This window comes from Enterobacter sp. 6722112 (genome assembly GCF_058661685.1).
Map to the genome: position 1 here is coordinate 3,950,495 of NZ_JBZWGR010000007.1, position 26,180 is coordinate 3,976,674.

General features: G+C 57.6%; 17 protein-coding genes. 4 read left to right on the top strand and 13 right to left on the bottom strand.

The genetic code is table 11. The features are described from left to right. Positions 1-32: 32 nt before the first annotated feature. Positions 33-2,111: a 4-alpha-glucanotransferase gene (malQ, locus tag AC4OVU_RS20475; protein ID WP_048973144.1), complete on the bottom strand. Its 2,079-nt coding sequence runs from the start codon at positions 2,109-2,111 to the stop codon at positions 33-35. A 9-nt stretch (positions 2,112-2,120) separates the two neighbouring features. Beyond that, on the bottom strand, positions 2,121-4,514 hold the full coding sequence (gene malP, locus AC4OVU_RS20480; protein WP_015571448.1) for a maltodextrin phosphorylase: 2,394 nt from the start codon (positions 4,512-4,514) through the stop codon (positions 2,121-2,123). Between the two features lie 572 nt (positions 4,515-5,086). Between malP and malT the strand changes: the two genes are divergently transcribed. Continuing rightward, the gene (gene malT / locus AC4OVU_RS20485) at positions 5,087-7,792 is read left to right on the top strand and encodes an HTH-type transcriptional regulator MalT (protein ID WP_491928780.1); all 2,706 of its coding nucleotides are present in this window, start codon (positions 5,087-5,089) and stop codon (positions 7,790-7,792) included. A gap of 98 nt (positions 7,793-7,890) precedes the next feature. Here malT and AC4OVU_RS20490 read toward each other — a convergent pair whose 3' ends face one another. From AC4OVU_RS20490 to glpE, 3 genes are read right to left on the bottom strand one after another with little or no spacing between them, the layout of a single operon-like run. Beyond that, complete coding sequence (locus AC4OVU_RS20490) at positions 7,891-8,649, bottom strand: DeoR/GlpR family transcriptional regulator (protein ID WP_017384141.1); 759 nt, start codon at positions 8,647-8,649, stop codon at positions 7,891-7,893. A gap of 16 nt (positions 8,650-8,665) precedes the next feature. After that, positions 8,666-9,496, bottom strand: a complete 831-nt coding sequence (gene glpG, locus AC4OVU_RS20495) for a rhomboid family intramembrane serine protease GlpG (protein WP_015571451.1) — start codon at positions 9,494-9,496, stop codon at positions 8,666-8,668. A 47-nt stretch (positions 9,497-9,543) separates the two neighbouring features. Continuing rightward, positions 9,544-9,876: a thiosulfate sulfurtransferase GlpE gene (gene glpE, locus AC4OVU_RS20500; protein WP_110292460.1), complete on the bottom strand. Its 333-nt coding sequence runs from the start codon at positions 9,874-9,876 to the stop codon at positions 9,544-9,546. Between the two features lie 285 nt (positions 9,877-10,161). On the opposite strand from glpE, the gene glpD reads away from it, so the two are divergent. Continuing rightward, a complete protein-coding gene (gene glpD, locus AC4OVU_RS20505; protein WP_015571453.1) occupies positions 10,162-11,670 on the top strand; it encodes a glycerol-3-phosphate dehydrogenase in 1,509 nt (502 codons plus the stop codon). An 87-nt stretch (positions 11,671-11,757) separates the two neighbouring features. Here the strand turns inward: glpD and glgP are convergent, their stop codons facing one another. From glgP to asd, 6 genes are all read right to left on the bottom strand, one after another. Beyond that, a complete protein-coding gene (gene glgP / locus AC4OVU_RS20510; RefSeq protein WP_015571454.1) occupies positions 11,758-14,205 on the bottom strand; it encodes a glycogen phosphorylase in 2,448 nt (815 codons plus the stop codon). Positions 14,206-14,223: 18 nt separating this feature from the next. Further along, positions 14,224-15,657, bottom strand: a complete 1,434-nt coding sequence (glgA, locus tag AC4OVU_RS20515) for a glycogen synthase GlgA (RefSeq protein ID WP_017384140.1) — start codon at positions 15,655-15,657, stop codon at positions 14,224-14,226. Continuing rightward, the gene (glgC, locus tag AC4OVU_RS20520) at positions 15,657-16,952 is read right to left on the bottom strand and encodes a glucose-1-phosphate adenylyltransferase (RefSeq protein ID WP_017384139.1); all 1,296 of its coding nucleotides are present in this window, start codon (positions 16,950-16,952) and stop codon (positions 15,657-15,659) included. Before glgC ends, glgA begins: the two co-directional genes overlap by 1 nt. Positions 16,953-16,969: 17 nt before the next feature. Then, on the bottom strand, positions 16,970-18,943 hold the full coding sequence (gene glgX / locus AC4OVU_RS20525; protein ID WP_017384138.1) for a glycogen debranching protein GlgX: 1,974 nt from the start codon (positions 18,941-18,943) through the stop codon (positions 16,970-16,972). Continuing rightward, positions 18,940-21,126, bottom strand: a complete 2,187-nt coding sequence (gene glgB, locus AC4OVU_RS20530) for a 1,4-alpha-glucan branching enzyme (protein WP_017384137.1) — start codon at positions 21,124-21,126, stop codon at positions 18,940-18,942. Before glgB ends, glgX begins: the two co-directional genes overlap by 4 nt. A gap of 239 nt (positions 21,127-21,365) precedes the next feature. Further along, entirely contained in the window at positions 21,366-22,469 is a 1,104-nt protein-coding gene (asd, locus tag AC4OVU_RS20535) for an aspartate-semialdehyde dehydrogenase (protein WP_110292459.1), read from the bottom strand. A gap of 178 nt (positions 22,470-22,647) precedes the next feature. On the opposite strand from asd, the gene yhgN reads away from it, so the two are divergent. Together yhgN and AC4OVU_RS20545 are read left to right on the top strand one after the other, a co-directional pair. Further along, positions 22,648-23,241: an NAAT family transporter YhgN gene (yhgN, locus tag AC4OVU_RS20540; protein WP_003861574.1), complete on the top strand. Its 594-nt coding sequence runs from the start codon at positions 22,648-22,650 to the stop codon at positions 23,239-23,241. Positions 23,242-23,606: 365 nt separating this feature from the next. After that, positions 23,607-24,053 carry a hypothetical protein gene (locus AC4OVU_RS20545; RefSeq protein WP_110292458.1) on the top strand — a complete coding sequence of 149 codons (447 nt, stop codon included), beginning with the start codon at positions 23,607-23,609 and terminating at the stop codon, positions 24,051-24,053. A 153-nt stretch (positions 24,054-24,206) separates the two neighbouring features. Here the strand turns inward: AC4OVU_RS20545 and gntU are convergent, their stop codons facing one another. Beyond that, on the bottom strand, positions 24,207-25,547 hold the full coding sequence (gene gntU, locus AC4OVU_RS20550) for a gluconate transporter (RefSeq protein WP_003861572.1): 1,341 nt from the start codon (positions 25,545-25,547) through the stop codon (positions 24,207-24,209). Between the two features lie 3 nt (positions 25,548-25,550). Then, the gene (gene gntK / locus AC4OVU_RS20555; protein WP_003861569.1) at positions 25,551-26,078 is read right to left on the bottom strand and encodes a gluconokinase; all 528 of its coding nucleotides are present in this window, start codon (positions 26,076-26,078) and stop codon (positions 25,551-25,553) included. Positions 26,079-26,180 lie beyond the last annotated feature (102 nt).

Genomic DNA, 26,180 nt, shown 5'->3' on the forward strand with positions numbered 1-26,180 from the left:
CAATAAAAAACCCGCCACTGGCGGGTTTTTTATCATTTCTTCGCGGCTGCTTTTCGCCGTTTATCCAAATCCTTAATCAACCTGTTCACCCCGTCATCGGCGAACATCGCTTCAAGCGTTGTGGACAGCTTGCGGCGCCAGTTTTTGTACTGATAGCTGGTGCCGGGGATGTTTACCGGCTCCGCCATATCAATCCAGTCTTCCGGTTGCAGACCAAGCAACGCGCTGTTGCTGTCGGCAATATAGCGCTGTAAGCCACGGTTAAGCGTTGGCGTCATCGACATCAGCGACGCCTTATGCCCGGCGCGCTTCGGCAGACAGCCATGCTTATGCAGCGCATCCAGCAGCCCCTGCTTCGCCAGCTCGCGATCCTGATACAGCCCACGCAGAACCTCTTCATCCGGGTAGAGACCCAGCGTTTTGCCGAGCGTCAGGTCGCCGCTTTCCCAGTAGCCTCTGAGCGTAGGAAGATCATGCGTCGTCGCGACTGCCATTGACTGTTCAGGGTACGCTTTCGGCGCGCGGAAGGTTTTCTCATGGTCGTTTTCAAAATAGAGCACTTTGTAGGAGTAAACCCCGCTGTCGCGGAGCTTGCTGACAATTTCCACCGGCACGGTACCGAGATCTTCGCCAATCACCATGCACTGATGACGTTTACTCTCCAGCGCGAGGATTGAGAGCAGGTCGTCCACCGGATACTGCACGTACGCCCCGTGGTCAGCCGTTTCACCGTACGGGATCCACCACAGGCGCAGCACGGACATCACGTGGTCGATACGCAACGCACCGCAGTTCTGCATGTTAGCGCGCAGCAGGTCGATAAACGGCTCGTAGGCACGCGCCGTCATCACGTGCGGATCCATCGGCGGTAAGCCCCAGTTCTGACCGAGCGGGCCCAGAATATCCGGCGGCGCCCCCACAGAAGCTTTCAGGCAGTAAAGTTCACGGTCACACCAGGTTTCCGCCCCGCCTTCCGCCACGCCGACAGCCAGATCGCGATACAACCCGATCGGCATGTTATAGCCCTGGCTCACCTGCCAGCAGGCGGCAAACTGGCTGTACGCCAGCCACTGCAACCAGAGATAGAAATCCACCTCGTCGGCATGCGTCTCACAGAATGCCTTCACTTCCGGGGTATCAACGGACTGATAGGCTTCCGGCCACACCGGCCAGCCCCAGCGCATCTCGTCCTCCTGAACCTGATACGCATGCAGCGCATCAAACGCTGCCTGCCAGTAAAGGCTCTCACCTTCCTGCATCACAAACTGGCGGAAGGCTGCCATCTGCTCGTCGTCACGCTTCGCAAAGCCCTTCCAGGCCAGACGCAGAGCCGCCATTTTCAGCGCGGTAACGGAGGCGTAATCAACCCAGTCCGCATCGCGGGCCTGTTTCAGCAGCTGTTGCGTGGTCTCAAGCTTCCACCACGCCTGCGCCTCTTTGCTGTTTTTGAAATCGTCTAACGCGTTAACGTCGATGTAAATCACGTTCAGCCAGCGACGGGAAGACGGGCTGTACGGGCTGGCGCTTTCCGGATTCGCCGGATAGAGGGCGTGGATCGGGTTGAGGCCGATGAACGCGCCGCCGCGCTCACCAACAGATGCCAGCATCTTTTTCAGGTCGCCAAAATCACCAATGCCCCAGTTGCTGTCCGAACGCAGGGTATAGAGCTGCACGCAGGCGCCCCACAGCTTTTTGCCTTCACGCAGCGCCTGCGGCTCATAGCAGCGCTTTGGCGCCACAATCACCCGACAGTGAAAACGCTGGTCGTCCCGGGTCAGCGTAAGCGTGTGGTAGCCCTCCGGCAGCTTCGCCGGAAGGTTGAGGGTTTTGCCGCCGGTGGCATGGCCTTTGTGCTGATGCCCCTCTTCGGTGGTGAGCAGCCAACTGAACTCGCCGCGCCCTTCCACCGCCAGCGGCATCTTTTTGCCTGCGGTAAAGACCTTGACGTTCGGCACCGGCGCACCCGACGCTTTCGCGTCGGTTTTGTGCATGGCATCCAGCAAACGTCTTTTGGTGTCCGCACCAATAGACTGCGGTTTGCCGTGCGCATTGATGTAACTGAGGCTAATTCCCGCCGCCTGCGCGGCACTGTCCAGACGTTTACTCTCCATCGCGCTTCCTTAGCGTTTTGCCTGCCAGATACGAGCCTGATAATCACGGATTGAGCGGTCAGAGCTGAACATACCGCAGCGCGCGGTGTTCAGGATACACGCGCGGGTCCAGGCATCCTGGTCGCGATACAGCACGTCGACCTGCTTCTGCGCTTCAACGTAAGCCGAGAAGTCAGCCATCACCAGGTACGGGTCGCCGCCCTGTTTGTCCATGCTGTGCAGCATCTGGTCAAACGCGTGCTTGTCGCCGTCGCTGTACTTCCCGCTTTCCAGCTCTTTGAGCACCGCATCCAGCACTTTATCTTTTTTACGCCATTTCACCGGGTCGTACCCTTTGGCTTTGATGGCTTTCACTTCTTCAACAGTATGGCCGAAGATAAAGATGTTCTCTTCGCCGACCTTCTCGGCAATTTCGACGTTCGCACCGTCCAGCGTGCCGACGGTCAGCGCGCCGTTCAGGGCCAGCTTCATGTTGCCGGTACCGGACGCTTCTTTACCGGCGGTAGAGATCTGCTCGGAAATATCCGCCGCCGGGATCAGCATTTCAGCCGCAGAAACGCAGTAGTCCGGCAGGAACACCACCTTCAGCTTGTCGCCCACTTTCGGATCGCTATTGATCGCCGCCGCCACTTTATTAATGGCAAGGATAATGTTTTTCGCCAGGTAGTAGCCCGGCGCCGCTTTCGCACCGAACAGGAACACGCGCGGGACGCGGTCGGCCTGCGGGTTCTCGCGGATCTCTTTGTACAGCGCCAGAATGTGCAGCAGGTTCAGGTGCTGACGTTTGTACTCGTGCAGTCGTTTGATCTGGATATCGAAAATCGCATTCGGGTTGATCTCAATTCCGGTGCGCATTTTCACAAACTCGGCCAGACGAACCTTGTTCTCCAGCTTAATGGCGCGGTACTGCTCGCGGAACTTCGCGTTGTCGGCCTGTTTTTCCAGGTTGATGAGCTGGTCCAGGTCGTTGGCCCACTCTTTCTTCAGGGTCTTGTCCAGCAGACCGGCCAGCAGCGGGTTGCACTGCTTGATCCAGCGGCGCGGCGTGATGCCGTTGGTCACGTTATGGAACTTAGTCGGCCACAGCTGGTGGTATTCCGGGAAGAGATCTTTCACCACCAGATCCGAGTGCAGCGCGGCCACGCCGTTCACCGCAAAGCCGCTGACCACGCACATGTTCGCCATGCGCACCTGCTTGTCGTGCACAACGGCCAGCTTCGCCCAGACGGCCTTATCGCCCGGCCAGGTTTTCTCCACCAGCGTTTTGAACTGGTCGTTAATCTTGTTGATGATCTGCATATGGCGCGGCAGCAGCGTTTTCACCAGCTTCTCATCCCAGCACTCGAGCGCTTCCGGCATCAGGGTGTGGTTGGTGTAGGCGAAGGTGCGGCTGGTGATGGCCCAGGCGTCGTCCCAGCTCAGCTGATGCTCGTCGATCAGCACGCGCAGCAGTTCCGGGATGGCAATGGTCGGATGCGTGTCGTTAAGCTGAATAACTTCGAAGTCCGGCAGCTGAGCCAGCTTGCGGCCCGCCAGGTGGTGGCGACGCAGAATGTCCGCCACGGAGCAGGCGCACTGGAAGTACTGCTGCATCAGACGCAGCTTTTTACCCGCCAGATGGTTGTCGTTCGGGTAGAGGACTTTGGTCAGCTTCTCGGCATCGATCCCCTGCTGCTCGGCGCGCAGGAAATCACCGTCGTTGAATTTGGTCAGGTTAAACGGATGCGCGTGCTTCGCCTGCCACAGACGCAGCGGCTGCGCCACGCCGTTACGGTAGCCGAGTACCGGCAGATCCCAGGCTTCACCGGTAATGGTGAACGCCGGTTCCCAGAGCCCCTGCTTCGTGACTTTCCCGCCAATCCCGACCTGCACATCCAGCTGCGCGTTGTGGCGGAACCACGGATAGGTATTGCGGTGCCAGTCGTCCGGCGCTTCCATCTGATGGCCGTCGGCAAACGACTGACGGAACAGGCCGTACTGATAGTTCAGGCCATAGCCAATCGCCGACTGACCCACGGTTGCCATGGAATCCAGGAAGCAGGCTGCCAGACGTCCCAGACCGCCGTTACCCAGCGCCGGATCAATTTCTTCTTCCAGCAGATCGGTCAGGTTGATGTCGTGTTCTTTCAGCACGTCACCGACCTCCTGATACCAGCCAAGGTTCAGCAGATTGTTACCCGTCAGACGGCCAATCAGGAACTCCATTGAAATGTAGTTAACGTGACGCTGGCCTTTCACGGGCTTCGTCACAGGCTGAGCGTCCAGCTGCTCTGCGAGCGCCCCGCTCACCGCCTGCCACCACTGGTGAGGCGTCATTTCGTTTGCAGCATGAAGGCCAAAACGCTGCCACTGACGCGTCAGGGCAGCCTGAAATTGAGCTTTGTTGAAAGTAGGCTGTGACATAGGGAATCGGCATCCTGTAGAGAGTAAAAACATTTAGCGCTAGTGTGCCTGGCTCATTGCGCCTCTTCCTCCTCCTGTCGGGGATTAGACAGGGAGGAGTAGCGGGGATGAGCATAAAAGTGTGATCGAGGCCACTGTGTGAGTGTGCGCTTCGCTGAAAAAGCGATCCCGGATGAGCGTCAAAGAAATGAAATGCAGTTTCGGAGGAAATTAATCATCGCTGAAATGATTACTTACGTAGAATAATATTTCCGCGCGTCGGGATTATTCAGCACCCCTATTAAGCCGATGCAACTTTCCCCGAAGTTAATTAACTTCAGCGTCATTATCTCTTTCTGAAACCAGTTTCAGCGCAACCGCGACTTATGCACACAAGCCAGAAGCAGCGCGGCATCCAGCCATTTACGGAAAGTTCCATCAGTGATGAGAATGTTTTGTGACAGAGTGCAAATTCAGAGCCTCCAAACCCAGACATAACTTGCAATAGTTCCTCTATTGGCCGAACTTATAGATATTAATTACGAAGCGCAAAAAAAATAAATTCTCTCATTCCCCACAGTGAAGTGAAAACTATGTTGATTCCGTCCAAATTAAGTCGCCCGGTTCGTCTTGACCATACTGTGGTCCGCGAGCGCCTGCTGGCTAAACTTTCCGGTGCGCATAATTTCCGACTGGCGCTGGTTACGAGTCCTGCGGGTTATGGAAAAACAACGCTCATTTCGCAATGGGCGGCAGGTAAAAGCGATCTTGGCTGGTACTCCCTGGATGTAGGGGATAACCAGCAGGAGCGTTTTGCCAGCTATTTAATAGCCGCGATTCAGCAGGCAACCAACGGACACTGCGTCACCAGCGAGGTGATGGTGCAAAAGCGCCAGTACGCCAGCCTGTCCTCTCTTTTCTCCCAGCTGTTTATCGAGCTGGCCGAATGGCATCGCCCGCTGTATGTGGTGATTGATGATTATCATCTGATCACCAACCCGGTTATTCACGAGTCCATGCGTTTCTTCCTGCGCCATCAGCCGGAAAACCTGACGCTGGTTGTCCTGTCGCGTAACCTTCCGCAGTTGGGCATTGCCAACCTGCGCGTGCGCGATCAGCTGCTGGAAATCGGCAGTCAGCAGCTGGCCTTTACCCATCAGGAAGCGAAGCAGTTCTTTGACTGCCGCCTGACGTCTCCGATTGAGGCGTCGGAAAGCAGCCGCCTGTGCGATGACGTTGCCGGCTGGGCCACGGCGCTTCAGCTGATTGCCCTCTCCGCGCGGCAAAACAACAGCCCGACGCATCAGTCCGCACGCCGCCTGGCGGGCATCAACGCCAGCCACCTGTCGGATTATCTGGTGGATGAGGTACTCGACAGCGTTGACCTCTCCACCCGCCATTTCCTGCTGAAAAGCTCCCTGCTGCGTTCCATGAACGATGCGCTGATTGTACGCGTCACCGGCATTGAAAACGGGCAGCTTCAGCTCGAAGAGATTGAACGTCAGGGTCTGTTCCTGACGCGCATGGACGATCCCGGCGAATGGTTTAGCTACCATCCGCTGTTTGGCAGCTTCCTGCGCCAGCGTTGCCAGTGGGAACTGGCCGCAGAGCTGCCTGACATTCACCGCGCCGCCGCCGAAAGCTGGATGGCGCAAGGTTTCCCGAGCGAAGCTATCCACCATGCGCTGGCCGCCGGGGATGCCGGTATGCTGCGCGATATTCTGCTCAACCACGCGTGGGGACTGTTCAACCACAGTGAACTGACGCTGCTGGAAGAGTCGTTAAAAGCGCTGCCGTGGGAAAGCCTGCTGGAGAATCCGCGTCTGGTGCTGCTCCAGGCCTGGCTGATGCAGAGCCAGCATCGCTACAGCGAAGTGAATACCCTGCTGGCGCGCGCCGAGCAGGAGATGGAAAGCGAGATGGATACCACCCTGCATGGCGAATTTAACGCCCTGCGTGCGCAGGTGGCGATTAACGACGGTGACCCTGAGGAAGCCGAACGGCTGGCGATGGTCGCGCTGGATGAGCTGCCGCTGGCGAATTTTTACAGCCGTATTGTGGCCACCTCGGTACACGGCGAAGTGCTGCACTGTAAGGGCGATCTCACGCGTTCGCTTTCACTCATGCAGCAAACCGAACAGATGGCGCGCCGCCACGATGTCTGGCATTACGCCCTCTGGAGCCTGATCCAGCAAAGCGAGATTTTATTTGCTCAGGGGTTCCTGCAAGCCGCCTGGGAAAACCAGGAGAAAGCGTTCCAGCTGATCCGTGAACAGCATCTGGAACAGCTGCCGATGCACGAGTTCCTGTTGCGTATTCGCGCTCAGCTGCTGTGGGCATGGTCGCGTCTGGATGAAGCAGAAAGCAGCGCCCGCCAGGGTCTGAATGTCCTTTCGAGCTTCCAGCCGCAGCAGCAGCTCCAGTGTCTGGCTCTGCTGGTGCAGTGCTCGCTGGCGCGCGGCGACCTGGATAATGCCCGCAACCATCTTAACCGCCTGGAAAACCTGCTCGGCAACGGGCAGTACCATAGCGACTGGGTATCCAACGCCGATAAGGTGCGGGTGATTTACTGGCAGATGACCGGCGATAAAAAGTCCGCCGCCAACTGGCTGCGTCATACGCCTAAACCGGAATTTGCCAATAACCACTTCCTGCAAAGCCAGTGGCGCAACATCGCTCGCGTGCAGATCCTGCTGGGTGACTTTGAGCCTGCCGAGATTGTGCTGGAAGAGTTAAACGAAAACGCCCGCAGCCTGCGCCTGATGAGCGATTTAAACCGCAACCTGCTGCTGTTAAACCAGCTTTACTGGCAGGCGGGACGTAAAAACGATGCCCAGCGCGTACTGCTGGAAGCGTTGCAGCTGGCGAACCGCACCGGGTTTATCAGCCACTTTGTGATTGAGGGTGAAGTGATGGCCCAGCAGCTGCGCCAGCTGATTCAGCTCAACACACTGCCAGAACTGGATCAGCATCGCGCCCAGCGCATTCTGCGAGAGATTAACCAGCACCACCGCCACAAGTTTGCGCACTTCGATGAGAACTTTGTTGAACGTCTGCTGAACCATCCGGAAGTGCCGGAGCTTATCCGCACCAGCCCGCTCACCCAGCGTGAATGGCAGGTGCTGGGGCTGATCTATTCCGGCTACAGCAACGAGCAGATTGCCGGTGAGCTGGCGGTGGCGGCGACCACCATCAAAACGCACATTCGCAATCTGTATCAGAAGCTGGGCGTAGCGCATCGACAGGATGCGGTGCAGCATGCACAGCAGCTGTTGAAGATGATGGGATATGGAGTGTAGATCCTCTGCGGTCTGATGCCCTCACCCCGGCCCTCTCCCACAGGGAGAGGGAGAAAATTTTGTAGGTCGGGTAAGCGCAGCGCCACCCGACACAACCGCTAGCACAATTCCAGCTGCAAATTGTTATCCTTAATTACCTGCATCACGCCCGCCGGCGGCATTACGTCGGTGTAAACCGCATCCACCATGCTGATGCTGCCCATGTTGACCATCGCGTTACGGCCAAATTTGGAGTGGTCCACCACCAGCATCACGTGACGTGAGTTTTCAATGATCGCACGCTTGGTGCGCACCTCGTGGTAATCAAACTCCAGCAGCGAGCCGTCGCTGTCGATGCCGCTGATCCCCAGAATGCCGAAATCGAGGCGGAACTGAGAGATAAAATCGAGCGTCGCTTCGCCGATGATGCCCCCGTCGCGGCTGCGCAGTTCGCCGCCCGCGAGGATGATGCGGAAATCGTCTTTCTGCATCAACGTGTTGGCCACGTTCAGGTTGTTGGTCACCACGCGCAGGTTCTCGTGGTTCAGCAGCGCATGGGCGACCGCTTCCGGCGTGGTGCCGATATCAATAAACAGCGTCGCGCCGTTCGGGATCTGGCTCGCCACTTTACGGGCGATACGCTCTTTCTCTGCCGTTTGCGTCGCCTTACGGTCATGCCATGAGGTGTTCACCGAGCTGGACGGCAGCGCGGCGCCGCCGTGGTGACGCAGAATACGGTTCTGATCGGCCAGGTCGTTGAGGTCACGACGGATGGTTTGCGGGCTGACGGCAAACTGCTCCACCAGCTCTTCAGTACTGACGTATCCCTGTTTTTTTACCAGTTCGATAATGGCGTCATGACGTTGTGTTTGTTTCATGAAATATCCCTGGGAATTATGTTCGTTTTCGCGCATGGAGCGTATCGGCCAGCGCCATCGCCAGCCCAACCGCCAGGCCGGTAACGTGCGCACCATTGGCGATAGACATACCAAACAGATCAAACCATCCGGCAATAAGCCATATTAACGCAAAGGTTATTAATCCACGTTGTAAATAGATGCCGCTATCCGGGTCGCGCTCGCCTCTGAGCCAGGCGTAACCCATCAGGGCGTACACCACGCCGGATAACCCGCCAAACCACGGACCGCTGAATTTATGCTGCACGTAGCCGCTTAACAGGGCGCTGATAAGGGTGATCACAATCAGCTTGCCGCTGCCGAGCCGCTTCTCCACCGCCCCGCCGAGATACCACCACCACAGCAGGTTAAAGAGGATATGCATCACCGAGAAGTGCATCAGCGCATGCGTGAAGTAGCGCCAGACGTCAAATTGCAGGGAGGGATCGTAGGGCCATGCGAGGGCAATCATCACGCTCTGGTCGCCCACCACGCTCATAATAATGAAGACGATGATGCAGGCAGCCATCAAAAGCAGCGTAAACGGTCCTGCGCGCTCGCGGAGGGTGGCGAGAAACGGAAAACGTTGATAGTGCAGGCCACTGCCGGTCTGGCCGGATTGCCAGCTTGCCGCCAGATAACGCGGGTCGCCGGGGTTTTCCAGAAAACGCGCAAGCTCGTCGTTCACGCGGCCGGCCTGGCTTTCGTCTGCCAGCCAGACATCCGTCTGTGTATGCTGCTGAATAGTCAGGATAATGCCCTGCGTCGCCATATAGTCGACAAACGCCTGGGCGACGCGCGGGTTGCTAAAAGAGGTGATCATCAACATGGGCAGCGGTCGCTTATTTCCACACAAAAGGGGACAGTATAGCGGGATCAGCGCTCAAACGCGTATTCAACTTCTGCCGGGAAATGACGATGCCAGGCATCGAAGCCGCCATCGACGCTGTACACCGCGTCGTAACCCTGCTGGAGCAGATACTGCGCCGCGCCTTTACTGCTGTTGCCGTGATAGCACATCACCATCACCGGGGTATCGAAGTCGTTATCGCGCATAAACGCGCCCAGCGTGTCGTTGGTGAGATGGAATGCGCCCGGCGTGTGGCCCATCGCGAAGCTCTGCGGATCGCGGATATCCACCAGCACCGCTTGTCCGTGGTGCATCTTCTGGTGGGCTTCTTCTACGTTAATACATTCAAACTGATCCATGGTGTTCTCATCTTATATTCAGGTGTGGTGCGGTTTTCCACTCACCCTACCCTCTCCCGGAGGGAGAGGGAAACGGATCACCCTCTCCCCGTGGGAGAGGGCTGGGGTGAGGGCATCAGACCGCACTATTTTACCCCGTAGTGTACGTCCTGGCGGCGGGTAAACGCCATTATGTTATCCATATCACTCTAAATTGTTTTTTTGATGTTACCAAAAGCGCGTTCCTTTGCTATTATGAGCGATATCGAACATTTTTGAGCTTTAACGAAAGTGCATGAGGGTGTTATGGAAACCAAAGATCTGATTGTGATAGGCGGTGGCATCAACGGTGCCGGTATTGCGGTTGATGCCGCAGGACGCGGTTTATCCGTGCTGATGCTGGAAGCTAACGATCTCGCCTGCGCGACGTCGTCCGCCAGCTCCAAGCTGATCCACGGTGGCCTGCGCTACCTGGAACACTACGAATTCCGCCTGGTCAGCGAAGCGCTGGCCGAACGCGAAGTACTGCTGAAAATGGCTCCGCATCTGGCGATCCCGATGCGCTTCCGCCTGCCACATCGCCCGCATCTGCGTCCGGCGTGGATGATCCGCATTGGTCTGTTTATGTACGATCATCTGGGTAAACGCACCAGCCTGCCGGGTTCGACTGGTTTGCGTTTTGGCTCAGAGTCGGTCCTTAAGCCTGAAATCGTGCGCGGTTTCGAATATTCCGACTGCTGGGTGGACGATGCGCGTCTGGTGCTGGCTAACGCGCAGATGGTCGAGAAGAAAGGCGGCGAGGTGAAAACCCGTACCCGCGCGACCGCCGCACGCCGCGAAAACGGCCTGTGGATTGTGGAAGCGGAAGACGTGGATACCGGCGAGAAGTTCAGCTGGAAAGCGCGCGGCCTGGTGAACGCTACCGGCCCGTGGGTAAAACAGTTCTTCGATGACGGTATGCACCTGCCTTCTCCGTACGGCATCCGCCTGATCAAGGGCAGCCACATTGTGGTGCCGCGCGTGCATACCCAGAAACAGGCTTATATCCTGCAAAACGAAGACAAGCGCATCGTGTTTGTGATCCCGTGGATGGACGAGTTCTCCATCATCGGCACCACCGACGTAGAGTACAAAGGCGATCCGAAAAACGTAGAGATCGACGAGAGTGAAGTCAGCTACCTGCTGAAAGTGTACAACGCGCACTTTAAGAAACAGCTGGCGCGCGATGACGTGGTCTGGACCTACTCCGGCGTGCGTCCGCTGTGTGATGACGAGTCTGACTCACCGCAGGCCATCACCCGTGACTATACGCTTGATATTCATGACGTGGACGGTCAGGCGCCCCTGCTGTCGGTGTTTGGCGGTAAGCTCACCACCTACCGTAAACTGGCGGAGCACGCGCTGGAGAAACTGGCGCCGTATTACAAAGGCATCGGCCCGGCATGGACGAAAGGCGCCGTGCTGCCTGGCGGCGATATCGGCGATAACCGCGACGATTACGCCGCGAAGCTGCGTCGCCGCTTCCCGTTCATTACCGAAGGAATGGCGCGCCACTATGCCCGTACCTACGGCAGCAACACCGAACTGTTCCTCGGCGAGGCGAAAGAGATTGCCGATCTGGGCGAGCATTTTGGCCATGAGCTGTACGAAGCGGAACTGCGCTATCTGGTGGAACACGAATGGGTGCGCCGTCTGGACGATGCTATCTGGCGTCGTACTAAAGAAGGGATGTGGCTGAATGCCGAGCAGCAGTCTCGCGTGGCGCAATGGTTGCAACAACATGCGGGAAAGCGTGAATTGTCGTTGGCGTCGTAATTAAAAAAAAGCCGGGTGGCGGCTCCGCCTTACCCGGCCTACTCGATCCCGTAGGCCCGGTAAGCGCAGCGCCACCGGGCTTTGTTTTTACAACCGCACCGGATCAATATGCCAGATATTCTCGGCATACTCTTTGATGGTCCTGTCCGACGAGAAGTATCCCATGTTGGCGATGTTATGCATCGCGGCGCTGGTCCACTTCTCCTGCTGACGGTACAGTTCGTCCACCTTATCCTGACAATCCACGTAGCTGCGGTAATCCGCCAGCACCTGATAGTGATCGCCAAAGTTAATCAGCGAGTCCACCAGATCGCGATAGCGTCCGGGCTCCTCAGGGTTAAACACGCCGGTGGCGATTTGCGTCAGCACCTGGCGTAACTCGTCATCCTCTTCATAATACTCACGCGGCGAGTAGCCCTGCTTGCGCAGCGCCTCCACCTCTTCCGCCGTATTCCCGAAAATAAAGATATTCTCCGCGCCCACATGCTCCAGCATTTCGACATTTGCGCCGTCCAGCGTGCCGATAGTCAGCGCGCCGTTCAGGGCAAACTTCATGTTGCTGGTGCCGGATGCTTCCGTCCCCGCCGTGGAAATCTGCTCAGAGAGATCCGCCGCCGGAATAATCAGCTGCGCCAGGCTCACGCTGTAGTTCGGGATAAACACGACCTTCAGCTTATCGCCAATGTCCGGATCGTGGTTCACCACCTTCGCCACATCGTTGATGAGATGAATGATGTGCTTCGCCATGTAGTACGCGGACGCCGCCTTACCGGCAAAGATTTTCACGCGCGGCACCCACTCCGCCGTCGGGTCAGCCTTAATGCGGTTGTAGTGGGTAATAACGTGCAGGACATTCATCAGCTGACGCTTGTACTCGTGGATACGTTTGATTTGCACGTCGAACAGCGCTTTCGGGTTCGCCACCACGTTCAGATGCATCGCCAGCCAGACCGCCAGACGCTTCTTGTTCAGCAGCTTGGCTTCCCGTACCGCTTTATTCACCGTCGGGAAATCAATGTGCTGCTCCAGCTCGCTCAGCTGGCTCAAATCCGTGCGCCAGGTGCGGCCAATGTTCTCATCCAGAACATCGGAGAGCGGCTGGTTCGCCAGCGCCAGCCAGCGGCGCGGGGTGACGCCGTTGGTCACGTTGCAGAAACGCGTCGGGAAGATCTTCGCAAAGTCCGCAAACAGGGACTGCACCATCAGGTTCGAGTGCAGCTCTGACACGCCGTTCACCTTGTGGCTGATCACCACCGCCAGCCAGGCCATGCGTACGCGACGCCCGTTGGATTCATCAATGATCGAGGCGCGGCTCAGCAGACCGGTATCGTTCGGGTACTGCTCCTGCAAGGTCTTGAGGAAGTAGTCGTTGATCTCGAAGATGATTTGCAGATGGCGCGGCAGAATTTTGCCGAGCATATCCACCGGCCACGTCTCCAGCGCTTCACTCATCAGCGTATGGTTGGTGTACGAGAACACCTGGCAGGTTACTTCAAACGCGTCATCCCAGCTGAACTTATGCTCGTCAATCAGCAGGCGCATCAGCTCAGGGATCGACAGCACCGGATGGGTATCGTTGAGGTGAATGGCGGTTTTTTCCGCCAGATTCGCATAGGTTTTGTGCAGCTGATAGTGACGGCTAAGGATATCCTGAATCGTTGCCGAGACGAGGAAATACTCCTGACGCAGGCGCAGCTCGCGGCCTGAGTAGGTCGAGTCATCCGGATACAGTACGCGTGACACATTCTCGGAGTGGTTTTTATCTTCCACCGCCGCGAAGTAGTCACCCTGGTTGAATTTACCCAGGTTGATCTCGCTACTGGCCTGCGCGTTCCACAGGCGCAGCGTATTGGTCGCATCGGTGTCGTAGCCGGGGATGATCTGGTCATAGGCCACGGCGAGGATCTCCTCGGTTTCCACCCAGCGGGATTTTTTCCCTTCCTGCTGAATACGCCCGCCAAAACGCACCTTGTAGCGCGTGTTGTGGCGCTTGAACTCCCACGGGTTACCGTACTCCAGCCAGTAGTCTGGAGACTCTTTCTGACGACCATCCACGATGTTCTGCTTGAACATACCGTAGTCGTAGCGAATACCGTAGCCGCGCCCGGGCAGCGCCAGCGTCGCCAGTGAATCGAGGAAACAGGCGGCAAGACGCCCGAGACCACCGTTACCCAGCCCCGGGTCGTTCTCTTCGTCAATCAGCTCTTCTAAATCCAGCCCCATCTCTTCCAGTGCGTTTTTGACGTCGTCATAAATCCCGAGCGATAACAGCGCATTGGAGAGGGTGCGACCAATCAGAAACTCCATCGACAGGTAATAGACCTGTCGCGTCTCCTGCGAAAGCTGGGCGCGGTTAGAGCGCAGCCAGCGTTCGACCATACGGTCACGCACCGCAAACAGCGTGGCGTTCAGCCACTCATGTTTGTTGGCAATAACGGGATCTTTCCCGATGGTAAACATCAGCTTATAGGCGATGGAGTGTTTCAACGCCTCAACGCTGAGCGTGGGGGAAGAGTAGCTAAATGGAGCATTCATATCAGTAACTTCGCCTCGTTACATCAAGCGTTGATAAAGGTCGCGGTAGGACTGCGCCGCAACGTGCCAGCCAAAGTCCATGGACATCGCCTGACGTTGTACGTAACGCCACAGGGATGGACGGGACCACAAGACGAAAGCACGCCGGATCGCCCGAAGCAGCGACCAGGCATTACTGTCCTCGAAAACAAACCCGCTGGCGATACCGTCCGCCAGGTTTTCGAGGGAGCTATCAGACACCGTATCCGCCAGCCCGCCCGTGCGGCGTACCAGCGGCAACGTGCCGTATTTCAGACCATAGAGCTGCGTCAGGCCGCAGGGCTCGAAGCGGCTCGGCACCAGTATCACGTCCGCGCCGCCCATGATGCGGTGCGAGAACGCTTCGTGATAGCCAATCTGCACGCCCACCTGCCCCGGATGTTCCGCCGCGGCCGCGAGGAAACCTTCCTGCAATACCGGGTCGCCCGCGCCGAGCAGCGCCAGCTGGCCGCCCTGCTCCAGTAATCCCGGCAGCGCTTCCAGCACCAGATCCAGCCCTTTCTGGCTGGTCAGGCGGCTGACCACCGCAAACAGCGGCACCTTGTCGTTGACCTTCAGCCCCATCGCAATCTGTAGCTGGCGCTTGTTCTCCGCTTTGTCCTCCACGGAGTCGCGACCATAGCGCGCCGCCAGCAGGAGGTCCGTTTCCGGATTCCAGATCTGTTCATCCACGCCGTTCAGAATGCCCGACAGGCGACCTTCACGGTGGCGCTGTTGCAGCAGCCCTTCCATACCGTAACCGAACTCCGGCTGGGTAATTTCCCGCGCGTAGGTTGGGCTGACCGCCGTGATGTGGTCGGCGTAGTACAGACCCGCCTTCAGGAACGAAATCTGTCCGTTAAACTCCAGTCCGTGCATGTTAAAGAACGACCATGGCAGATCGATGTCATTCATATGATGCGCGTAATACATGCCCTGATACGCCAGGTTGTGCACCGTAAACACCGATTTGGCCGGGTGCCCCTTCGCCGCCAGATACGCAGGAGCCAGCCCCGCATGCCAGTCATGCGCGTGCACCACGTTCGGACGCCAGAACGGATCCAGTCCGACGGCCATTTCCGCCCCCACCCAGCCGAGCAGGGCAAAGCGCATCACGTTATCGGTATAGGCGTACAGGTTGGTATCGTGATACGGGCTGCCGGGTCGATCGTATAAATGCGGGGCATCAATCAGGTAAATCCCTACGCCATTGTAATGTCCAAACAGCAGGGTGATACGTCCCGCGAAGGTCTCGCGACGGGTAACAACCTTTGCATCGGGAATACCGCGCCGGATATCCGGAAAAGCGGGCAACAACACGCGGGTATCCACCCCTCCGGCGATTTGCGCCGCTGGTAATGCACCAAGAACATCCGCCAGGCCGCCCGTTTTTAACAACGGGAACATCTCAGAACATACGTGTAAAACCTGCATCATCGCTCCTGTTTGATTTGCAGCTTCCGCAACATTTCCCGTGTTACTAACACGATCCCCTCTTCCGAACGGTAGAAACGACGCGCATCTTCTTCCGCGTTTTCCCCAATCACCATCCCTTCGGGAATGATGCAGGCACGATCGATAACGCAGCGACGCAGACGACATGAGCGTCCTACCCAGACATCCGGCAGCAGAACTGCCGAATCGATATTACAGAATGAGTTTATACGCACGCGCGGGAACAGCACGGACTGCACCACCACCGAACCGGAGATAATGCAACCGCCAGAGACCAGCGAGTTGAGCGTCATGCCGTGGCTGCCGGAGCGATCCTGAACGAACTTCGCCGGCGGCAACGATTCCATATGCGTGCGAATCGGCCAGTTCTGGTCGTACATATCCAGCTCAGGCGTGACGGACGCCAGATCGAGGTTGGCTTTCCAGTACGCTTCCAGCGTTCCCACATCGCGCCAGTAAGGCTCCGCATTCGGATCGGACTGCACGCAGGACAGCGGGAAGGGATGTGCATACGCCATGCCAGCTTTGGTAATTTTCGGGATGATATCTTTACCGAAGTCGTGGCTGGAGTTTTCGTCTTTGTCGTCCTCTTCCAGCAGTTCATAAAGATAATCGGCATCAAAGACATAGATCCCCATGCTGGCGAGCGATTTGGTGTCGTCGCCCGGCATGGTTGGCGGGTTCGCCGGTTTTTCGACAAAGTCGATAATCTTGTCGTCGCCATCTACATGCATCACGCCAAACGCGGTTGCTTCCGCAACAGGCACCGGCAGACACGCCACGGTGCAGCGCGCCCCTTTTTCGACGTGGTCGATCAGCATGTGGGAGTAATCTTGCTTGTAGATGTGGTCCCCGGCGAGGATAACGATGTATTCCGCGCTGTAGCGACGAATGATGTCGAGGTTCTGGGTCACGGCATCCGCCGTGCCGCGGTACCAGTTCTCCCCATGAACGCGCTGCTGCGCCGGGAGCAGATCGACAAATTCGTTCATCTCTTCGCTGAAGAATGACCAGCCGCGCTGAATGTGCTGCACCAGCGTGTGCGACTGATACTGGGTAATGACGCCAATACGGCGAATGCCTGAGTTCAGGCAGTTGGAAAGTGCAAAATCGATAATACGGAACTTACCACCAAAGTGAACGGCCGGTTTGGCGCGCTTGATGGTCAAATCTTTCAGACGGGTACCACGCCCGCCCGCGAGTATCAGGGCAACTGTTTTTAATGGTAGCTGGCGCGCCAACATTAACGGATCGTTCTTCTCTAATCTAACCATGACTAACTCCTTTTTTATCATCTTTGGAATACGCACACTCCGTGCGCAGGCCCGTGCCAGACAGCCATAACAACCGGATTATCCGCTCCGGCAAAGGGAGGAATGGCTCGCCATTCCCCGTCAGGTAAAACAATCTCTGCGACGTCATCCGTCGCGTTCAGCGTCACCAGCCACGCATCCGAAAGCAGGATTTGCAGACAGGGTATGCCGTGTTGCCACTCTTGCGCGCTTAACGGTTGCGCGTCTTTATTCAGCCAGCGAACGTTTCCGTCGCCCTCTTCCCACCAGCGGTCGGCGGTGAGCGCGGGGATGCGCTGGCGAAGATGGATCAGCGCCGCGGTGAAATGGGTCAGCCCGCTGTTCGCTTCTCCCCAGTCGAGCCAGGTCAGGGTGTTGTCCTGGCAATAGGCGTTGTTGTTGCCGTGCTGGCTGTGGCCGTGCTCATCGCCCGCCAGCAGCATCGGCGTGCCCTGCGACAACAAAAGCGTCGTCAGCAGCGCATGAACGCTGGCGCGTCGCCGCTCGATCACATCCAGACTTCCGCCTAACCCTTCTATACCATGGTTGAAGCTATGGTTATTGTTAGTCCCATCGCGATTCTCCTCGCCGTTTGCCTCATTGTGTTTCTGATTGAAACAAACGCAGTCGCGCAGCGTAAAACCGTCGTGTGCCGTCAGCAGGTTAATGGTGGCCGACGGACGTTTGCCGTCACGCTTGAAGAGATCGCTGGAGCCGGCAAAGCGACCGGCAAACTCCCCCAGCGACAGATCGCGCGTCAGCCAGAAGCGGCGGATGGCATCGCGGAAGTGGTCGTTCCACTCGGCAAACAGCGGCGGGAAATTCCCCACCTGATAACCGCCCTCTCCGATGTCCCAGGGCTCCGCGATCAGCTTAACCTTTGAGAGCACCGGGCAGTTTTTGATGGCCTCAAACAGCGGCGCCTGCTGGCTGAACGCCGGGGTGCGCCCCATCACCGGCGCCAGGTCGAAGCGAAAACCGTCCACGTGGAACGTCTCAACCCAGTATTTCAGGCACTCGTACGCGTAATGCGTAACGGCCGGATGACTGAGGTTGAGGGTGTTACCGCACCCGGTCCAGTTCTCGTAATCGCCGTCGTCCCTGATCCAATAATAGCTACGGTTATCGATTCCGCGCTGTGAGAGCGTCGGGCCGTCAAGATCGCTTTCCGCACTGTGGTTCAGCACCACGTCCAGAATGACCTCGATACCCGCCGCGTGAAGCGCCTTCACCGCATCGCGAAACTCATCCCGTGCCTTCTCCGGCTGCACCGCGTAGCGCGGGTCGAGGGCGAACATCGCCAGCGGGTTGTAGCCCCAGTAGTTGCTTAACCCAAGACGCTGTAGCCGCGGCTCGCTGGCGAAATGCGCCACGGGCAACAGCTCCAGCGCGGTGATCCCTAAGTGCTTCAGGTACGCGACCATCGTCGGATGCCCAAGCGCTTTGTAGGTGCCGCGCATCTCTTTAGGGATTGACGGGTGCAGATATGTCAGCCCTTTAACGTGGGCTTCATAAATGACGGTGTTGCCCCACGGCGTGCGCGGCGGGGCATCGTCTTCCCAGTCGTAGAGATCGTGCACCACCACGCTTTTGGGCGCGACGGGCGCGCTGTCGCGGTGGTCAGGTTCGCCGTAGCCAACGTGGAACAGCGAGTCATCTTTAAACTCACCGTCCACGCGGTGCGCGCACGGGTCAATCAGCAGCTTCGCCGGGTTAAACCAGTGCCCCTGAGAGGGCTCCCAGGGGCCGTGTACGCGAAAACCGTAGTGCATCCCCGGCCGTCCTCCGGCCAGGTAGCCATGCCAGGTATCCCCCGTGCGCGCCGGTAAATCGTAACGGTGCTCGTTACCTTCCCCGTCAAACACACAGAGTTCCACCCGCTCCGCATGGGCGGAAAAGAGCGTGAAGTTCACCCCCTTTCCGTCAAAACTCGCCCCGAGCGGTTCGGGTTTACCTGCCGTAAGCTGCGTCATTCACCCTCCCGCACCAGCCAGATTGTACCAAGCGGCGGCAGCGTCAGGCTCAGGGAGTTCGGACGGCCGTGGCTTTCAATGGCATCGCTCTGCACCAGGCCACCGTTACCCGCGTTGCTGCCGTGGTAGTGCATGGAGTCGGTATTGAGAATTTCGCGCCATTTACCCGGCTGGTTAATGCCGAAGCGGTAGTGTTCGCGCGGCACCGGCGTGAAGTTGCTGGCGACAATGACCTCGTTACCCGCCTTGTCGCGGCGCACAAAGACAAACACCGAGCGCTCGTGGTCGTCCACCACCAGCCACTCAAAGCCGTACGGATCGAAGTCCAGCTCGTGCAGCGCTTTGTGATGGCGATAGGTCAGGTTCAGGTCACGGACCAGACGCTGTACGCCGTGGTGCCAGTTGTCCGCACCTTCCAGCAGATGCCAGTCAAGGCTGCTATCGTGGTTCCATTCGCGGCCCTGAGCGAACTCGTTGCCCATAAACAGCAGCTTTTTACCCGGGAAAGCAAACAGCCAGCCGTAGTAAGCGCGCAGGTTGGCAAACTTCTGCCATGGGTCGCCCGGCATGCGGTCGAGAATGGATTTCTTGCCGTGCACCACTTCATCGTGCGACAGCGGCAGCATGAAGTTTTCGGTGTAGTTATAGAGCAACCCGAAGGTGAGCTTATCGTGGTGATACTGACGATAAACCGGGTCGAGCTTCATGTAGTCGAGCGTGTCGTGCATCCAGCCGAGGTTCCATTTGTACCAGAAGCCCAGACCACCCATTGCCGGTGGACGGGAAACGCCCGGGAAGTCGGTGGACTCTTCTGCCATGGTCACAGCGCCTTCCACCTGCTCGCCGATAATCCGGTTGGTGTTGCGCAGAAACTCAATCGCTTCGAGGTTTTCACGGCCACCATACTCGTTCGGGATCCACTCCCCCTCTTTGCGGCTGTAGTCGCGGTAGATCATCGACGCCACCGCATCCACGCGCAGGGCATCAATGCCGAAACGTTCGATCCAGTACAGCGCGTTCCCGACCAGGTAGTTCGATACTTCACGGCGACCGTAGTTGTAGATCAGCGTGTTCCAGTCCTGGTGATAGCCTTCGCGCGGGTCACTGTGCTCGTACAGCTTTGTGCCGTCGAACTCTGCCAGCGCAAAATCATCCGACGGGAAGTGGCCCGGCACCCAGTCGAGGATCACGTTCAGCCCGGCGGCGTGCGCGGCATCGATGAAATAGCGGAAGTCATCGCGCGTGCCGAAGCGGCGCGTGGGCGCATACAGCCCGGTTGGCTGATAGCCCCAGCTGCCGTCAAATGGGTGTTCGTTGATCGGCAGCAGCTCCAGATGGGTAAAGCCCATCCATTTGGCGTACGGCACCAGCTGGTCCGCCAGCTCGCGATAGCTCAGCCAGAAGTTGTTATCGGTGTGGCGACGCCACGAGCCGAGATGCACTTCATAGACGGAGATTGGCGCATCAAAGCGGTTGGCCTGCTTGCGCTCCTCGCTCTGGACAACCTTCTCCGGCAGGCCGCAAATCAGCGAGGCGGTATTCGGGCGTAGCTCTGCCTCAAAGGCGTACGGGTCAGATTTAATGCGCAGCTTGCCGTTGGCATCGATCATCTCGAATTTGTAGAGCTGACCGTTGTGCGCGCCGGGGATAAACAGCTCCCAGATGCCGGTTTCCCGGCGCAGGCGCATGGGGTGACGACGACCGTCCCAGTAGTTGAACTGCCCGACGACGGAGACGCGCTGGGCGTTTGGCGCCCATACGGCAAAACGCGTGCCGGTGATACCGTCCATGGTATCCGCATGGGCACCCAGCGTTTCGTAGGGGCGTAAATGGGTCCCTTCGGACAGCAGCCAGGCGTCCATCTCTTTTAAGAGCGGGCCGAAGCTATAGGGATCGTCAATCAGGTTTTGCTGACCGTGCCAGATAACGGCAAGCTGATAACGAAAAGGATTTTTACGGCGGGGCATGACGCCCGAGAAGAAGCCACGCGAGTCGAGGCATTCCAGATTACCCACTTTGCGGCCGGTTTTGGGTTCGATAACCCACACTTCTGTTGCATCCGGTAACAGCGCCCGAACTTCCAGTCCGGCCTCTGTACGGTGCATCCCTAGCACAGAAAAGGGGTCGGCAAAGTGACCCGCAATAAGCGCATTAATCACGTCTCTCGAAATACGATCGGACATGGTGTTCATCCTGTTTTTTTATGTCGCCCTTTTTACGCGCTCCGGGACGACTTTTAATGTGACCTAAACGGTGCAGTTAATCCTCTCTGCTCCGCCCTACCCTCAGGTGAGAAATAAATCTTCCTTAAAGCATAGCCAACGTCGTGGGTCCTCCTGATAAAAAATAAGACATCTGCGTTTTACTCCATGTAGTACGCAAAAAAAGGGGGTGACAATCACCCCCCGTGTTTAACAAATTATTACGCCAGCTGGCGCAGCATACGGCGCAGCGGCTCGGCTGCACCCCACAGCAGCTGATCGCCAACGGTGAACGCGGAGAGGTACTCCGGCCCCATGTTCAACTTGCGCAGACGACCAACCGGGGTGGTCAGCGTGCCGGTAACGGCTGCCGGGGTCAGTTCGCGCATGGTGATATCGCGATCGTTTGGCACCACTTTCGCCCACGGGTTGTGTGCGGCCAACAGCTCTTCCACGGTCGGAATAGACACATCTTTTTTCAGTTTAATGGTAAAGGCCTGGCTGTGGCAGCGCAGCGCGCCGATACGCACGCACAGACCGTCAACCGGAATGGTGTTCGCGGTGCCGAGGATTTTGTTGGTCTCAGCCTGGCCCTTCCACTCTTCGCGGGTCTGGCCGTTATCCAGCTGTTTGTCGATCCACGGGATCAGGCCACCGGCCAGCGGTACGCCAAAGTTATCCACCGGCAGCTCGCCGCTGCGGGTGAGCTGAGTGACTTTACGCTCGATGTCGAGGATGGCGGACGCCGGGTCTGCCAGCTCGGCAGCGACGCTCTGGTGCAGCTGGCCCATCTGGGTCAGCAGCTCACGCATATGACGCGCGCCGCCGCCGGAGGCCGCCTGGTAGGTCGCCACGGAGACCCACTCCACCAGATCCTGTGCGAACAGGCCGCCGAGGGACATCAGCATCAGGCTGACGGTGCAGTTACCGCCAACAAAGGTTTTCACGCCGTTGTTCAGGCCGTCAGTGATGACGCCCTGGTTAACCGGGTCAAGAATAATGATGGCATCGTCTTTCATGCGAAGCGAAGAGGCCGCATCAATCCAGTAGCCCTGCCAGCCGCTTTCACGCAGCTTCGGATAGATTTCGTTGGTATAATCGCCGCCCTGGCAGGTCACAATAATGTCGAGTGCCTTCAGCGCTTCCAGATCGTAAGCATCCTGCAACGTGCCTGTGGTACCCCCAAAGGACGGTGCAGCCTGGCCGAGCTGGGAAGTGGAGAAGAAGACCGGGCGGATGGCGTCGAAATCGCGCTCTTCAACCATGCGTTGCATGAGTACAGAGCCGACCATACCGCGCCAGCCGATAAAACCAACTTTTTTCATAGCATTTTTTTCCTGCAAGGGGTGTGTGCTGATTGTGCAAGCCAGTATTGAACTGGGATATGCTTCACATTACAAAATGCTGCCAAAGTCGCAAGCGAAATTAATCGATGATTGCCCGGCAATCAGAAAAAGTGCTAATCATCGCAATGACCACAATAAGTATCAGGGATAATTTAAGATGAGTGAAATCATTTCCGCAGCGGTTTTATTGATCCTGATTATGGATCCGCTCGGTAATCTGCCGATCTTCATGTCGGTGCTGAAGCATACCGAGCCGAAGCGCCGCCGGGCGATCATGATCCGCGAGCTGCTCATCGCCCTGCTGGTGATGTTTATCTTCCTGTTCGCCGGTGAAAAAATCCTCGCTTTCCTGAACTTACGCGCCGAAACGGTCTCCATTTCCGGCGGGATCATTTTGTTCCTGATTGCTATTAAGATGATTTTCCCGAGCGCGGAGGGCAGCAGCAGCGGCCTGCCTGCGGGTGAAGAGCCGTTTATCGTGCCGCTGGCAATTCCGCTGGTCGCCGGGCCAACGATTCTGGCGACGCTGATGCTGCTGTCGCATCAGTATCCGAATCAGATGAGCCATCTGGTGATTGCCCTGCTGATCGCCTGGGGCGGGACGTTTATTATCCTGTTGCAGTCGTCGCTGTTCCTGCGCCTGCTGGGTGAGAAAGGGGTAAACGCCCTGGAGCGCCTGATGGGGCTAATTCTGGTGATGATGGCAACGCAGATGTTCCTGGACGGGATCCGGGCGTGGATGAAAGGGTGAAGATGTAAAAAAGCCGGGTGGCGCTTGCGCTTACCCGGCCTACGGGACCTGATGCCTCTACCATCAAAAATATTCATTCGTTTTGCGAGCCGCCTTCCAGAGCCTCTCTTGCCACTCCGCCCCCAACGCAGTATCTTCTTGCCGCGCCTGCAAAATCAGGCGTCAGGGTTGGTCCCCTGTTATCCTCATCCGCGATGAATCTCTTTTTATCGCGCAGTCAGTTACACTTCAATGGTGGGCTGGACGGTGGCGCCGCAAGGCGCGCCGGTAGCTGATGAGGCCGGTAGGACCAACTCCGTTCAGTCCATCACCAGTGGGGTTGGTCCCTCCAAAGATGGTCAACTCAACTCATTAGAGGCTGTCTTATGACTACTCCCCCTAACTTTTCTCACACTTTATTTACTACCCCGTTCGATCACACTACCGATTTCACCGAACTGGCAGACAACTGCGAGCGATTCGTAGACGTGCTGGTTGAATGTGACGATTCAGCACAAAAGATGGCGCTATGCGGACGGCTTTCCGCCTGCCTCGCCCTGCTCCAGCCCACGCTGCTTGAACCTGTTCCGGAATATCTAAAAGCCAGCCTGACGGTGGATGACCTGCCGCTGGACGTGCCGGTCTTCGAGCCGGAAGTGGATCAGTTAGGACGGTATTGCCAGTTGCTAACGCAAATGCTGTTGGCTCGAACGCTCTCGGCGAGCGATAAAAGAGTCGCAGGAGATTTGTTGCAGGATTTAGTGGGGTTTTACAGTGATACGCTGAAAGCGCCGCGCTGGTTGCGCACAAAGGAAGGCATCGTGCCGCTGTAAAAAAGCCGGGTGGCGCTTACGCTTACCCGGCCTACGGGACCTGAGGTTTTTGTAGGTCGGGTAAGGCGAAGCCGCCACCCGACAAAATACGCCCTCTGCGGCCTGATGCCCTCACCCCAACCCTCTCCCACAGGGAGAGGGAGAAAACAGGGATTAGCTCAGCAGCGTAAACGCAATCATCCCGACAACCGCACCCGTCGTGCCGAGGATGGTTTCCATCAGCGTCCAGGTTTTAAGGGTTTGCGCTTCGGTTGCGCCGGTAAATTTACCGAACAGCCAGAAGCCCGCGTCGTTAACGTGAGAAACCACAATCGAGCCACCCGCGATACAGATAGAGAGCGCCGCCATCTGCGCACCGGAGTAGTTCAGCTGTTCAATCACCGGCATCACCAGACCCACGGCGGTTAAGCACGCTACGGTCGCGGAGCCCTGAATGATACGCACCGCCGCAGCCAGCACGAAACAGGTGACTGCAATCGGCAGCCCCATCCCGGTCAGCGCTTCGCCCAGCGCCGGACCAACGCCGGAATCCACCAGCACCTGCTTGAACACGCCGCCCGCCCCGATCACCAGCAGGATAATCCCCGCCGGTTGCAGCGCGGCACCACAGATCTCCATCACGCGGTCTTTCGGCATGCCCTGACGCATCGCCAGGCCGTAAATTGCTACCAGACACGCCACCAGGATCGCGGTGAACGGATGACCAATAAATTCGAACCATTCGTAAGCGGTTGACCCCACCGGCACAAAGCGCGCAGCGATGGTTTTCAGGCCCACCAGCACCAGCGGCAGCAGGATCAGCGACAGACTGAAGCCGAAGGATGGCATTTTGCCCTCGCCCAGGTGCGGCTCGGTGATGTCATCCGGAATGTGCAGCTCAACGTAGCGGCTGATGAAGTTGCCCCACAGCGGACCGGCGATAATCATCCCCGGAATTGCCGCGCACAGGCCAATCAGGATCATCCAGCCAAAGTCAGCATGCATCTGGGAGGCCAGCAGCATCGGCGCAGGCCCCGGCAGCAGGAACGCCGCCGCAGCCGCCACGCCCGCAAACAGCGGAATGACCAGCTTCACGAGGTTGGTACCAGTATGCCGCGCCATGGAGAACGCCACGCTAATCAGCAGCACCACCGCCACTTCAAAGAACAGCGGCAGCGCGCAAATCAGACCGGCCAGACCAATCGCGTAGTGCGCACGGCTGTGGCCGAAGGATTTCAGCATCTTGACGGCAATCTGATCGACCGCGCCCGTCTCGTGCAAAATCTTGCCAAACATCGCGCCCAGCGCCACCACAATGGCCAGGAAGCCGAGCGTGCCGCCCATCCCTTTTTCCATCGTCGCCGCGATTTTGTCGAGCGGCATGCCGGAAAAGAGACCGGCACCAATAGAAACCACCATCAAAGCAACGAAGGCGTGCATACGTGCCTTCATCACTAAAAACAGCAGCAGCAATACGGAACCCACTGCTGTCAAAACTAGCGTTAATGTACTCAAAACTTACTGCCTTTTATTAATAACCTCGATGGTGCTGGCAACAACACCTTCCAGCGGCTGATCGATATCAACCACTAAGACATCCTGCTCGTCAGCACCCGGCTCCTGCAACGCTTCGAACTGCGTTACCAGCATCTGGGTTTTGAAGAAGTGGCCTTTACGCGCCTTCAGGCGGCTTTCAATCACCCCAAAATCGCCTTTCAGGTAGATGAAAGAGAGGTTCGGGTTGCCGTCGCGCAGCAGGTCGCGATAGGTTTTTTTCAGCGCGGAACAGACGATCAGGGAGACTTTATTGGTGCGCTGCATCGCGAACGCGGCGTCATTCAGCGCCTGCAACCACGGTTTGCGGTCGTCGTCGTTCAGCGGCTCGCCGGAAGCCATTTTCATGATGTTGCTGCGCGGATGGAGGAAGTCACCATCAAGAAACGCAGCCTGGAGTTGATGCGCCACTTCGCTCGCCACGGCAGATTTACCGCTACCGGACACGCCCATCAGGACGTAAACGTGGTGATCGTGATTAGTCGTGCTCAAAGGGTGTCCCTCAGTCAATTGTTACGGGTAACAGTTATCGGTAACATTGTCCTGCCGGGGCATAAGAGAAGCAATATCCAAACGTGCGCGAAGTGAATAAGT